The 13,449-nt window shown below is 40.5% G+C and carries 13 protein-coding genes and 1 tRNA gene; 8 read left to right on the top strand and 6 right to left on the bottom strand.

What is annotated here, in order from left to right; all coding sequences use genetic code 11:
• Positions 1-149 precede the first annotated feature (149 nt).
• A complete protein-coding gene (locus AC1DUD_RS29830; protein WP_477381380.1) occupies positions 150-2,144 on the bottom strand; it encodes a M56 family metallopeptidase in 1,995 nt (664 codons plus the stop codon).
• 5 nt (positions 2,145-2,149) lie between these two features.
• Positions 2,150-2,527 (bottom strand): BlaI/MecI/CopY family transcriptional regulator, encoded by a 378-nt coding sequence (locus AC1DUD_RS29825; protein WP_477381378.1) that lies wholly within the window; start codon positions 2,525-2,527, stop codon positions 2,150-2,152.
• Positions 2,528-2,922: 395 nt separating this feature from the next.
• Here AC1DUD_RS29825 and murB point away from each other — a divergent pair, with 395 nt between their 5' ends.
• Together murB and AC1DUD_RS29815 are read left to right on the top strand one after the other, a co-directional pair.
• A complete protein-coding gene (gene murB / locus AC1DUD_RS29820) occupies positions 2,923-3,942 on the top strand; it encodes a UDP-N-acetylmuramate dehydrogenase (protein ID WP_477381376.1) in 1,020 nt (339 codons plus the stop codon).
• A 263-nt stretch (positions 3,943-4,205) separates the two neighbouring features.
• Complete coding sequence (locus AC1DUD_RS29815) at positions 4,206-4,742, top strand: RNA polymerase sigma factor (protein ID WP_477381374.1); 537 nt, start codon at positions 4,206-4,208, stop codon at positions 4,740-4,742.
• A gap of 90 nt (positions 4,743-4,832) precedes the next feature.
• On the opposite strand, the gene AC1DUD_RS29810 is transcribed toward AC1DUD_RS29815, so the two are convergent.
• Together AC1DUD_RS29810 and AC1DUD_RS29805 are read right to left on the bottom strand one after the other, a co-directional pair.
• Positions 4,833-5,441 (bottom strand): helix-turn-helix domain-containing protein, encoded by a 609-nt coding sequence (locus AC1DUD_RS29810; RefSeq protein WP_477381372.1) that lies wholly within the window; start codon positions 5,439-5,441, stop codon positions 4,833-4,835.
• A 102-nt stretch (positions 5,442-5,543) separates the two neighbouring features.
• Positions 5,544-7,025, bottom strand: a complete 1,482-nt coding sequence (locus AC1DUD_RS29805; RefSeq protein ID WP_477381370.1) for a phytoene desaturase family protein — start codon at positions 7,023-7,025, stop codon at positions 5,544-5,546.
• Positions 7,026-7,107: 82 nt separating this feature from the next.
• Here AC1DUD_RS29805 and AC1DUD_RS29800 point away from each other — a divergent pair, with 82 nt between their 5' ends.
• Genes AC1DUD_RS29800 through AC1DUD_RS29785 form a run of 4 tightly spaced genes read left to right on the top strand, consistent with a single transcriptional unit; the run spans position 7,108 to position 9,420 of the window.
• Complete coding sequence (locus AC1DUD_RS29800; protein ID WP_477381368.1) at positions 7,108-7,959, top strand: phytoene/squalene synthase family protein; 852 nt, start codon at positions 7,108-7,110, stop codon at positions 7,957-7,959.
• Positions 7,959-8,504: a hypothetical protein gene (locus AC1DUD_RS29795; protein WP_477381366.1), complete on the top strand. Its 546-nt coding sequence runs from the start codon at positions 7,959-7,961 to the stop codon at positions 8,502-8,504. Before AC1DUD_RS29800 ends, AC1DUD_RS29795 begins: the two co-directional genes overlap by 1 nt.
• Positions 8,501-9,181: a lycopene cyclase domain-containing protein gene (locus AC1DUD_RS29790; RefSeq protein ID WP_477381364.1), complete on the top strand. Its 681-nt coding sequence runs from the start codon at positions 8,501-8,503 to the stop codon at positions 9,179-9,181. The genes AC1DUD_RS29795 and AC1DUD_RS29790 overlap by 4 nt, the downstream gene beginning before the upstream one ends.
• On the top strand, positions 9,178-9,420 hold the full coding sequence (locus tag AC1DUD_RS29785; RefSeq protein WP_477381362.1) for a cytochrome b5 domain-containing protein: 243 nt from the start codon (positions 9,178-9,180) through the stop codon (positions 9,418-9,420). Before AC1DUD_RS29790 ends, AC1DUD_RS29785 begins: the two co-directional genes overlap by 4 nt.
• Before the next feature lie 60 nt (positions 9,421-9,480).
• Here the strand turns inward: AC1DUD_RS29785 and AC1DUD_RS29780 are convergent, their stop codons facing one another.
• Positions 9,481-10,395: a PfkB family carbohydrate kinase gene (locus AC1DUD_RS29780; RefSeq protein WP_477381360.1), complete on the bottom strand. Its 915-nt coding sequence runs from the start codon at positions 10,393-10,395 to the stop codon at positions 9,481-9,483.
• Positions 10,396-10,712: 317 nt separating this feature from the next.
• Here AC1DUD_RS29780 and AC1DUD_RS29775 point away from each other — a divergent pair.
• Both AC1DUD_RS29775 and AC1DUD_RS29770 read left to right on the top strand, forming a co-directional pair.
• Positions 10,713-10,786 (top strand) — tRNA-Asn (locus AC1DUD_RS29775).
• A gap of 218 nt (positions 10,787-11,004) precedes the next feature.
• Entirely contained in the window at positions 11,005-12,324 is a 1,320-nt protein-coding gene (locus AC1DUD_RS29770; RefSeq protein ID WP_477381358.1) for a site-specific integrase, read from the top strand.
• A 249-nt stretch (positions 12,325-12,573) separates the two neighbouring features.
• On the opposite strand, the gene AC1DUD_RS29765 is transcribed toward AC1DUD_RS29770, so the two are convergent.
• On the bottom strand, positions 12,574-13,209 hold the full coding sequence (locus AC1DUD_RS29765; RefSeq protein ID WP_477381356.1) for a GIN domain-containing protein: 636 nt from the start codon (positions 13,207-13,209) through the stop codon (positions 12,574-12,576).
• Positions 13,210-13,449 lie beyond the last annotated feature (240 nt).

The raw sequence follows: 13,449 nt of genomic DNA, 5'->3' as shown, positions 1-13,449 counted from the left end.
AATTACAAATTAAGGCTCTTTAAAAAATATTTTTTAATACTGTTTGCTAATTTATTTAGTCTTTGTTGATGTAAGTCGAAAGTCTTAAGTCCAAAGTTCAAAGTCGAAGCACGACTCAAGACTTTAGGCTTAAGACTTCTGACTTAACATCAGTTAGTAGCTGTGTCGGTTTTTACATCCTCGAGATCGTCGGCATCAAGCTTATAATCAAAGTCTTTATCCATTTTATCGCGGTACAATTTCATTTTTTGTTTAAACGCCGGACTTTTCATATAGTCCTGCAGTTTCTTGCTGGCTTCTTTAAGGCGTTGCTGGGCCGCTTTAATTTCAGGGCTATTTTGGAAACCTCGCATTTGTTCGCCAATGTGCCTCATATCCTCCTGTAGTTTTTTCATATCAGGATTGTTGTAGGCTATCCTGATGCTGTCGCCCATGGCCTGCATGCGCTCTCTTTTGGCAATAAACTCCGGCGAATCATAACGGCTGCGAATTTTTTGACCCAGGGTTTTCAACAGTTCTGTTTGCTTCTTTACATCATCAGGGATTTTGCTTTGCAGCTCGTCCTGGTATTTTTTGTAGTTAGGATCTCTATCATCATTATAACCATGATAGCCGCGGTCATGCGGGATACCATATTTTTTCTCCAGCTCCGAGTTCATTCTTTTGAACTCAGGGCTGCTGTAATAGGCACCAATCTTGCGGCCTATCTCGCCCATTTGTTCGCTGGTTCTTTTACTTTCAGGGGTTTCGCCGTATTCCTTTTGGAAATCTTCACCCATTTTTTGCATTTCCAGCTTCATTTTCTCCATGCCATCGGTGTTATAATAGGCCTGCAATGCCTTGCTTTTGGCTTCAATCATTTCCTGTTGCTTTTTGAAGGAGTCGCTGGCATAGTATTTACCGATCAGCTCGCCTTGTTTGCTTACGTCGGCACTTAATTTTTCCAATTCGGCATCGTTAAAACCGTCGTAGTTAAAATCATTGTGACGTTGTTTGGCTTTAACAATTTCGGCCTGGTTTTTCTTTTTATAGGTTGCAGTTTTTTTGGCTTTTGCCTTACGTACGGTGTCATCCACAAATATGGCGTGTAAGGCAGCGGGAGCAGTTACTTTTTTAACAGTTAGCTTGCCATCTTTTATAGTGGGGTTTAGCCAGGCAATGCTGCTAACGCCCGCAGCCATTATGGCAATGGCCACAAGCAGGTGGCGGATATTGCCTATAGGTTTCTTTGTTTTCATGATGCGTTCAATTCTGTTTAATAAATGATATTTTTTGCCGTTAGCAGCCAGGGCCAGCTGTAAATGCTGCTGCCTGGTTTGCTCCAGTTTAAGGAGGGCGTGCGCATAGATGAGCGGTTGCTGCGTAGTTTGCACAACAAGGTCGTCGCAACTGTTTTCACGTTCCTGGTTAATAATGCGGTTAATTAATTGGGCAAAGGGATTAAAGAATAATAGTATGGAAATAAATTGCTGCACCAGGTTAAGCAGGTAATCGTTACGCTTAATGTGCGATAGCTCGTGCAGTAAAATGGCTTCAACCTCGGTAGCCGATAAGTATGTAGTAAGGGTTATCGGCAACAAAATAATGGGGCTTAAAAAGCCAATCATGCAAGGGGCGTCAACCATACGGCTAAAGTTTACCCACACATTTTTAGTAATGCCTAACTTTTGGCAAAGCTCATCGGCAAAGTCCTGCAGCCTGTCGGCAGGTACCATGGTACGTTTTATCAGGCTGATCCTTTGCCAGCCTAAGCTTACCTTAAGCAGGTTAAAAACCAATCCCGCAAAGTAAAGGGCCGATATATAGGGCAGATAGCCTTTTATAAAGTATTCGTAATAGCTACTTTGCGGTCTGGCTGCTACTTCGTGCAGCGGCAGGTAGAAACGTGGTAATAAAGATGGTGCATTGGCAGATGTGTAATTGATCCACTCATGCAGCCTGAACTGATGGATAAACGTGTATATAAACCAGGCACTTAAAGTAAGCATAGCGCCCATAGCCCAATTATGCTTTTTAATGGCCGATAATTGCGGCACGCAAATGAACACTAATCTTAAAGCAAACCATATGAGCAATCCCTGCCATAACGATTGTAAAATGGTTACGCCTAACACCTGGCTTATATTATAGAATAAGTTTTCCATAACGTTTATTTTTTATCCTGATCAAATTGATTCAAAAAGTTTTTAATAGCGTCAATCTCGTCTTTTGATGCGCGGTGCTGGCCAAGCGCCTGGATCACTAAATCGGATGTAGAGCCTTTAAATACAGTAGACAAGATTTTATCCAAAGCGTTGCTTTGCGCCTGCTCCATTGTGAATAAAGCTTTGTATAAATGTGTTTTTGAAGTGGTGTCGCGCTCAACCATTCCCTTTTCGTGCATAATTTGCATGAGTTTTAAGGTAGTGGTGTAGCCGGCATCCTTGTTTTTAGCAAGCTCCTCATGAACTTCACGTACGGTGCATTGGCCCTTTTTCCAAATTACCTGTAAAATTTCAAGTTCGCTTTCTGTTGCTTTAATTTCCATCTGTTTCTCTATTACGAATTCCTTCGTACAAATATCTACGATGAATTTCGTATTTGCAAGAGATTTGGAAAATATTTAACAAATTTTAACGGTTGGGTGGTGGTGAGTGGTTGATTAGGTGAGTGGTTGGCTATTTTTCTGAACCGGGATTTTGCGGGATTTTTGAGATTTTATTGGATTTTTCCTGTATGATGTTGTCTGAACCTGAATTTTTAGAATTAAAGAATTTATGGAATTTGCTTATCGTTCTAAAATTCTGGTCATTTCTTAATTCTAAAAATTCAGGTTCAGACAAAAGAAAATCCTGCCCATCCCAAAAATCGTTCTAAAATCCCGGTTCAGACAATCCTTATCTTTTGGTTACTTTTACACCGAACATCCGACATCAAAAAACCATGCTGCAAATACAGGAAAACGTATCCCTCAAAAACTTTAACACTTTCGGTATTGATACCCGCGCCCGCTACTTTGTAGAAATAGCCCATGAAGATGAGCTAACAGAGCTGTTTGCCGATCCGCAATGGCAGCAAACTGAGCGACTGGTACTCGGCGGCGGCAGCAATATGTTAATGGTTAGCGATTTTGACGGGCTGGTGATCCGTATGAATATCCGGGGTATCGAGCACCGCATTAGTCATGATGATGTTTATGTAGAAGTTGGCGGCGGTGAGGTATGGAACGGCCTGGTAAACTATTGTGTTGACCACGGTTATGCCGGTATCGAAAACCTGAGCCTCATTCCGGGTTCTGTAGGGGCATCGCCCATCCAAAACATAGGCGCTTACGGGGTGGAACTGAAAGATGTGTTTCACAGCTGCCGTGCTTTTGAAATAGCGACCGGTACTTTCAAATCATTCAGCAAAGAAGATTGTAAATTCGGCTATCGCGAAAGTGTGTTCAAAGCGGAATTGAAAGGGCTGTATATTATAGTATCGGTAAAATTCCATTTATCGCTTATTCCTAATCTGAATATCCAGTACGGTGCAATAGGGCAGGAGCTGCAAAACAGGGGCATTGTAAACCCTACTATAAAAGATGTATCGCAAGTGGTGGCGCATATCCGGGTATCTAAACTGCCCGATCCTTCAACCATCGGTAATGCCGGTAGCTTTTTCAAAAACCCGGTGATCAGTGCCGAAGAATTTGCAACAGTTCAGGCTAAATTTCCTGATGTGGTGAACTATCCTGCTGCTGATGGTGGCGTAAAACTGGCCGCCGGTTGGCTCATTGAACAGTGCGGCTGGAAGGGGAAAACTGCTGGCCACACAGGAACATGGAAGAATCAGGCCCTGGTATTAGTGAACCATGGAGGCGCTACCGGACAGGAGGTGTATGATTTTTCGTCGCAAATCATAGACAGTGTGTACACTAAATTTGGCGTTACACTACAACGGGAGGTTAATATTATTAGTTAAATAAGTTTATTTAAAGTGAATTTTCATTTTAAATAAAATTTGTTCTAAATAACATTCCTGTTACAAATTGCCCCTGAATAAGTTTGTTTTCTTGTGTGGTAAATTCATAACTTTCTGTCTTTCAGTATAGTAATTGTAACTAAAGTGTAAAAAATACACAATGGTTGGATTTCAATACTAATGTTCAAATATGTAGTTTTTACAAAGCGCTTTAGGTTAATGGCATCATGCTTGTCTAATTGTTAACACAAAACTTTAACAAAATGACAAAGATTGAGTTTAACACCCTTGTACTACGTCAGGCGACTTCTTTAAGATCATACGCTTTACATTTCACGCACGACGCAGACGATGCTAACGACCTTGTCCAGGATACAATGTTGAAGGCCATAACTTACTATAACAAGTTTAAGGAAGGCACTAATTTAAAAGGATGGTTATATACCATCATGAAAAACACATTCATCAACAACTATCGCCGTTTTGTTAAAATGAGCACCTTCGTTACCAAAAGTGATGAAATTTCATCACCGAACCTGGTATTCAGCTCAACAAAAAACCAGGGCGAAGCCAAGTTTGTAATGGATGATATTAAAAAAGCTTTAGACAGGCTTCCTGAAGATTATTATGTACCCTTTACCATGTATTTTGAAGGCCATAAATACCATGAAATTGCCGATCATCTGGAAATTCCGATCGGTACTGTAAAAACCCGCATACACGTAGCACGTAAGCTGCTTAAGAAAAACCTTAAGGCATATGATAACGGCATCGCCAAACCCGTTTACGCCGAGAATTAATTAAACTCCATCATATATACATATAATAGGAAACCCGCCCCATGAGGCGGGTTTTTTGTTTAGATACTGGTTGTTGTTAACGAACTCGGTTTATCTTAAGAAAGGTACAGCCGGCTGGTAAAATATTTGCCTGGTGTTATATACCAGTACGCTGTTAAAAATGATATAAATAAAGTTTACAGCATAAAATAACGGCATACTCAACAATATAATTTCGCCCGCGCCAAGGTTCAATATAGATGAGGGGATATGAAAAAATTCATGATTAAAAAGCATAATTATTGTTACTGCGATAAACAGGCTCCATGAAATTTGAAAGTTGATAAGCCGTTTACAAGGTTTATCTATATCCTTTAATTTTTTTCTATTTGATAACCATAAAGCCAGTGGCAAAGCTATTCCTAACAGCGGAAATATTATGAAGCTTAAGGCTGATAAATTGAATTGCAGCAAGAAGTTTCTGCTATCATTATTCAAAATTTCTGTTGATTCGTAAGGTGATTCTGTTAAATCTTCCGGGGTAATATTTAGCGCAGCTGCCAGTCTTTTAAGGGTATAGGCCCTGGCTTCCGTTTCACCGTTTTCTATTCGTTGTACGGTTCTTAAACTTAGGTGTGCTTGTTCGGCTAATTCTTCCTGGCTTAATCCTTTACGGTTACGCAGTTCCTTGATCTTTTTTCCGGGGTTATAGGTTTTCATATTTTATATATTTTGCTGAACAAAAGTATAGCTGTATAAAGATATTAACTGCCGACTTGTTTACGTCATGTTTATGACATTGCTGTTTTGTATGGGTGTTTCCTACTGCGCCAGCTTCTTCATCGCCTCTGCCGCCACTACCTGCCCGGATATAATAGCCGGCGGCACACCAGGCCCCGGCACAGTGAGCTGGCCGGTATACAACAGGTTGCTGATATGTTTGGCCCGCATTGCAGGTTTAAAAAATGCGGTTTGGGCAAGTGTGTTTGCTAATCCGTAGGCGTTGCCTTTAAATGAATGATAGTCGGCCTTAAAATCATTTAACGCATAGCTGCGCTTTACCACTATTGAATTACGGATGTCCTGGCCGGTGATGTGGGCAAACCTGTCCATCATCAGGTTGAAATATTTTTCGCGGATGGTTTCGTCATCATTTAATCCCGGAGCTATCGGCATCAGGAAAAACAGGTTTTCTCCGTCCTCGGGAGCAACGGTGCTGTCTGTTTTTGATGCGCAGCAAACGTAGAACAATGGATCCGTTGGCCATTGCGGTGTAGTGTAAATTTCTTTGGCATGCAGCTCAAAATCCTCATCAAAAAATAAATTATGATGCTGTATACCCGGCGCTTTTTTATTGGTGCCGATATAAAAAAGCAAACTTGATGGCGACATGGTACGGCTATCCCAGTACTTACTTGTGTAGTTGCGATGGGGGCCATCAAGTAAATGCTGATCAACGTGTTCATAGTCGGCCCCGGCAATTACAAGATCGGCAGTAAATACGCCCCGGGTGGTTTGTATGTTATCAACCTGTTTATCTTTTACTTCAATTTTGGTGACCTCAGTGTTCAATTTTATTTCAACCCCAAGTTCCGTTGCCAAACTGACCATGGCTTTTACTATCTCGTTCATACCGCCCATGGGGTACCAGGTTCCCAGCGAAAGATCGGCATAGTTCATCATGCTGTACATGGCCGGGGTATTCTGTGGGGTAGCACCTAAAAACAATACCGGAAACTCGAGCAATTTAACCAGTTTTGGGTTTTTAAAATACTTGCGTACGTGACTGCTCATACTTGTAAGCAGCTGAATACTTAAGCTTTTTTTGATGAGGTTAAAATCAATAAACTCAGTGATGGAGTGGGAGGGGCGGAAAACGTATTCGCCCATACCAACTTTATATTTATACTCCGCCTGGGCTAAAAACTCTTTTAATGCTTTGCTGCTGCCAGGCTCTGTTTGTTCAAACAGGGCTTCGAGTTCGGCCATGTTTGCAGGTACATCAAGTATCTCGTTTTGGCTGTAATAAATCCGATAGCCGGGATCAAGCCTTTTTAGTTGATAATAATCAGCAGTTTTTTTACCGAACAGCGCGAAGAAGTTTTCAAACACATCGGGCATCCAATACCAGCTTGGCCCCATATCAAACCGGAAGCCGTCCTGTTCCCAAACCCGGGCTCGGCCACCGGCCTGATCGTTTTTCTCCAGTATAGTAACTTTATATCCTTCTTTGGCCAAAACACAGGCCGCCGATAAACCCGCAAAGCCCGAACCAATAACAATAATATGCTTGCTGCTGCTCATGTTTAATGTGAAGCCTAAAGTAAGCAAATTGTTTTAGGCCCATAAAAAAACAATACCGCTTTGAATTTGTACTTTTGAACAAATGACCACGCGAGTGCCGATGATGAACCTGTACGATGAAGCATGTTTTGAATGTAGTAAACTGATAACTAAAAAATACAGTACATCCTTTAGTCTCGGCATTAAAACTTTCGATAAAAGTTTCCGGTATCCTATTTATGCCATCTATGGTTTTGTGCGTTATGCCGATGAAATTGTTGATACTTTTCATAATTATGACCAGCAGCAACTGATATGCAGGTTTAAAGAGGAAACTTTTAAGGCTATTAAAGAGGGGATAAGTACTAATCCGGTGATCCATTCTTTTCAGCAGGTGGTTAATCAGTATGGCATCGAGCATGAACTGATCAAAGCTTTTTTGCGATCAATGGAAATGGACCTGGATAATAAAGCTTACGATCAGGATAGTTACCAAACATATATCTACGGCTCGGCAGAGGTTATTGGTTTAATGTGTTTACGGGTGTTTACCAGCGATGATGTTTTATACCAGTCTTTGATTCCTAAGGCACGAAGCCTCGGGGCGGCATTTCAGAAAGTGAACTTTTTGCGGGATGTTAAGGCCGACTATACTGAACGCGGACGCACTTATTTTCCGGGGATTGATTTTAACAACTTTACCGAACAGGATAAATTGGCCATCGAGGCCGAAATCAAGCATGATTTTGACGAAGCCTTTGAGGGAATAAAACGTTTGCCGGTTGGTACCAGGCTTGGGGTTTACATTGCGTATATTTACTATCTGCAGCTGTTTAAGAAAATAAGTTATACCCCGGCCAATATAATACTGCAGAAACGTGTCCGGATTTCTGATGTCCGCAAAATGAGTTTGTACATCAAGGCTGTACTGCAGCAAAAATTAAACGTTATTTAATGTCCAGGAAGATTTTTTTTGTAGCCAATGTATTGGCGCTGATATTCTTATTTCAACCGGTTAAGGCCGATGAACCTAATCTGAAAGTATTGCGTAAGCAAATGGTGATCGCTATTGATAAAAGCAAAATCACCGATTCGTTATATAGCAGCCTCGATCATATTAAAGAAAAAAGTGGTATTGTGAATGGCTTTATAGGCGCGTTACTTGCTTTAAAAGCCAAGCATGCCTGGAATCCTTATTCTAAAATAAAATATCTTAACAGGTCAGAAAAGGTATTTAAACAGGCGGTGACGGCCGATCCGCATAATATCGAGATCCGGTTCATGCGCTTTTCTATAGAACATAACGTGCCCTCTATTTTAGGTTTCAACAAAGACCTTGCTACCGATAGTGAAGCTATTATAGCGCAACTGGATAAAAAGAACTACGGCTCGGCAGATAAGGAACTGACCATAGCAATCATTAAATTTCTGCTCCATTCCAAAAGATGTACACCTGCTCAAACTCAAATCCTTAATAAACATTTAACCGAACTTACGTGAGATACACCTATTTTCTGATCAACCTGCTAACGGTATTTTTTCCCGTGGTGCTTTCGTTTGATAAAAGGGTGGCTTTTCACAAAAGCTGGAAATTTATATGGCCAGGCATGACCGTTACAGGTTTGTTTTTTTTATTTTGGGATGTGCTTTTTACCATTAAGGGTGTATGGTCGTTTAACCCGGCATATATTGTCGGTTTGAAATTTTTCGGGTTACCCATTGAGGAAATGCTGTTCTTTTTAACCGTACCATTTGCCTGTATATTTATTTATGCCTGCCTCAATTACTATGTTAAATGGCTAATGCCTTTTAGGCTTACCAGCATTATAAGCAGCATGGTAGTATTACTTAGTATCCTAATGCTGATATTTTATCACGACAGGCTTTATACGGCCGTTACCTTTAGTTTATTACTGGTGTTGGTACTATTGATTCAATACGTTTTTAAGGCAGATTGGCTAAACCGGTATTACCTGGCATATTTTGTAGCGCTTTTGCCGTTTTATGTAGTGAATGGCATATTAACCTCCATACCAATTGTGATGTATAATAATGCCGAAAACATAGGGAAACGCATTGGTACTATCCCGTTTGAGGATCATTTTTACCTGATGACTTTATTGCTGATGAATATTGGTTTCTTTGAGTATTTTAAACAGCGGAAATTAAGCAAATGAGTGAGCTGCCCATATATACTAAATCACAACTGGCCTTACGAAACGGTCAGGATAAGCCACAGATCTGGGTGGCTTACAAAGGCGATATTTATGATGTAACTGAAAGCCGCTTATGGCGCAATGGAAAACACTACGAACACTGGGCGGGCCAGGACCTTACAGATGAACTTGCCGATGCCCCGCATACAGAAACGGTATTTGAAAAGTTTAAAACAGTAGGAAAACTAAGCCCCGCATAGATAACTAAGCGGGGCTTGTTTTTTAAAAGTCCTCTCTTTGGGGGGAGTTAGGAGGGCTTTTTACAATTCAAATTTAGCCAGTCCTACAAACTCTTGTATACGGTTAGCTATCTCTTCTTCGCTAAGGTTTCTTAATCTTTCTGAACCAAATTTTTCAACGCAGAATGAGGCCAGTGCTGAACCAAAGATGATGGCGTTTTTCATATTGTTAAAGTTAACGGTACCCACTTTAGCCATATAGCCAATAAAGCCACCTGCAAAAGTATCGCCTGCGCCTGTTGGGTCAAATACTTCGGCCAACGGAAGGGCAGGGGCGCTAAAGATTTTATCTTCATGAAACAATAATGCACCATGTTCACCTTTTTTGATGATGAGGTATTTGGGGCCCATGGTTAATATTTTACGGGCAGCTTTAACCAGTGAAAATTCACCCGATAGCTGACGTGCCTCAGCATCATTGATGGTTAACACATCAACCATTTGTATGGTTTTCAATAGCTCGTCAATGGCAATGTCCATCCAAAAGTTCATGGTGTCCATTACAATGAGCTTAGGGCGGTTTTTAAGGCGATTAATAACCGTTTGCTGTACCTGCGGTGAAAGGTTGCCCAGCATCAGGTATTCGCAATCCTGGTAGCTGTCAGGAATAATGGGATCAAAAGCTTCCAGTACGTTAAGCTCAGTCACGAGGGTATCGCGGCTGTTCATGTCGTTATGGTAACGGCCGCTCCAAAAAAAAGATTTTTCGCCCTGTTTTATCTGCAGGCCTTCGGTATTAACATTATGCTTTTGAAGGTCTTCGATTTCGTGCTGTGGGAAATCATCGCCAACAACAGCAACAATTTTTATTTTATCATAAAAGTAAGAAGCGCCTAAACTCGCGAAAGTTGCAGAGCCGCCTACTATTTTATCGGTTTTACCAAAAGGGGTTTCAATGGCATCAAACGCCACAGTGCCAATAACTAACAAACTCATGTAAAGATATTTATATTTTTTCGCCGCAAATATTGTGAAAATTAAGGGATAATCATTCATTGATATCCATTTGTAATGCCAATTTTCATCAGTAAAAATATTATTCAGGCAGATTTTGTAAACCGGACATAAGAATGAACAAGATTTACAGGGGAATCTGCCAGGTATTAAAGAGCTTATAGTATGTAATGGAATTTTAAATGTCAGGAAATCAGCAAGTAAAAAAGTAAGTGAAAAATATTTTAAAGTTTTTTAAATAAAAATTGTGAAATATCAGATGAGTTTTTACCTTTGCCCCACTCCAAACCGGATTAGATTCCTGAGTAGCTCAGCCGGTTAGAGCATCTGACTGTTAATCAGAGGGTCGCTGGTTCGAGCCCAGCCTCAGGAGCAAAAAGCCTCACATGTCCGTGAGGCTTTTTTTTTACCTGAAAACTGCTTAAATTGCGTAGAAACGCAGTTTTCGCCGGTTTAGCAGCCACAAATGGTCCACTATTTCCAGTGCTCTATATCATCCGAAGAATTTCCAATTAAGCAGAAATTTTTGTTGAACTTCACAAATAGGTGTAACAGTTGTGTAACAGTCCTATTTGTGCCAATTTATTTAAAATGGCCACTGTAAGTGCAAAAATTCTAAAACATCACAAAAAAGCGGATGGTACCTACAATGTAAAAATTTGTATTACCCACAAACGTGACCGCGTCTTTATTGACACGGAGCATTATGTAACCGACAAACATTTAAAGAAGGATCGAACGATCAAAGATCAGTTCATCTTGACTTGTGTCAATAGGTCGCTTGATGGCTATCGGCGGATTATCTGTGACCATGAGGAAATGGTCGAACGCATAACGGCGGCGGAAATAAAAGAGTTCCTACTTAAGAAGGAACAAAAGATTGATTTCCTTCAATTTTGCGAATCGTACATTAATCAATTAAAAGCTTTATCAAAAGATAAGACTGCAGCAAACTTCAATACGGTTCGTAACCTGATTGTTGATTTCACAGGGCGGGCTAAGAGTCTTCCTATCGAGCGGATTACCCCGGATTTTCTTAAGAAATTTGAAGTTTTCCTGCGGAATGAGCGGATGATGCATCGTATCGACAGGCTAGGCAGAGAATATGTGCAAAAAGGAAAACCTTTGGGGGATGCATCGGTGCACGTATATCTAAGGGATTTCAGTGGCCTGTTCTCGGCGGCAGTTGCTCATCATAACAAGCCTTCGATTGGCGTTGTTCCGATTAAATTCAACCCTTTTACCGATTTCACTATAGTCGATGCTCCAGAAACGAAAAAGCGAAATGTTGAGAGTGCAAAAATTATTACTATAAAGCAGGCCATCGTGAAGCCTGAGTCGCGGCGCGAGATGGCGAGGGATCTTTTCATGCTATCGTTTTACCTGTGCGGAATTAACGCAATTGACTTGTATAAGGCAAACTATTCTATCAATAACGGTAGGATCGAGTACAAACGATCTAAAACGTCTGATAGGCGCAAAGACGGAGCGTTTATCAGCATTAAGATACCCAAGGAGGCAAAGAAGCTGCTCGCCAAATATGACGGCGTCCTGAATGGCCGCTATGCGTCTATTGGCAATCTAAATAAAGCAATTAGTATTGGGATGCGGGAATTGCAACTGCAAACCAAAATTCCTGATATTACGTTCTACTGGGCTCGACACTCTTTCGGCACTTTGGCAAGAAACACATGTCGCAAATCCAAAGACGATATTGCACTTGCGCTAAATCACGTAGATAATGGCCATAAGACAACGGATATTTACATTGCAAAAGATTGGTCAATAGTTGATGAAGTGCAGGAAGCGGTCATAAACCTGATACGGGAAAAGCATAGGGTGAAGACGTGTAAAGTACAACCCATGTTTTCGCCCATAATTGCTAATTATATGTTGCCTAAATTAATTTGAGTATAGGGCCACCAGCCAATTTTGGTTGGTGGCTCTGTAATTGGATTTGGTATCTAAAGGCTTTTTCTGTGTATTATTCCATTTCTCAATGATATTAATAAGCAATGCACTCGATATACACTTATAATCTTACATAATGTAGTTGATAGTCTAAGGCTAGGTTTCTTGAGTTGCTGAAAGTTAGTACCACGAGCTTTATATTATTTTGCAAGCTGTCGCCGCTGATCTATAAATCAGCCATTATGATGTTCACAACTTTATCAATTCGGGTGAAAGTTCGGTACTTGCCAGAAATCGGACGGCAAACCTTTCAGCAGCAGCAATGCGTTTGTGGTTAAAGGTATCTGCTATAAAGTTCGTAATGTTTGCTGTTGCCGAATAGTTGACAAGTAAATTGCTGTTCATCGCAAATCCTTCAAGATCAGCTTTGGAATTATCATCCAACCTTATATCTGTCGTAAAGCAATCGATATTCAATTTTGCGTAAGCCTGGTCGTTAAGTTCAATGGTAAGATCAAGCGTCGATAATCGTCCTATAGATAGAATGTATACTTCATCATAGGCTAGTAAGTTTCTCAAATCATTTACCGTCACCCAAACCTTGATTCTTTCATCATTATAGGACGTGATTCGTAATATTCCTTTTTCGACCTGAACCAAAGCATTCTGCTGATAATAGCATTCATTTACTTCTACTTTATCACTATCTCCGTACATGATATAGAGGTCAATCTTTCCCCTAGCTTCAATTTTGTTCACTCTACTAACCCCAGGCAAACTGATCAACTTTTTATTATGGTTATTTTCATTCCTTGCAAAGGATGGGTGACTTGCTAAGATCATTAGAAATATGATGGCGGCAATGGTATGGATAGCTGTTTTCATGATAATTATTTTTTTAATTTTTTGTTGGACAAAATTATCCTATTTGATGCCACCGAGTTGTTAACTTATTAATAATCAGTGTTAATTATTGTTAACTGTAGTGGCCTTCCTTTTTATTCTCCTGAGTGTATCGGAAGCAAGTGCTGCTTTAGGGGTCCTGATGACTTTTATTCCAAGAGATTAAGGATTGCTAGCATCTCTTGCTCAAGGCAGTGATCTTACTTGTAGCATTCTAACATT

It is taken from the genome of Mucilaginibacter sp. P4_A11 (assembly GCF_056402535.1).
The sequence above is the reverse complement of the archived record's forward strand: the minus strand, read 5'-3'. Positions and strand labels throughout refer to the sequence as shown.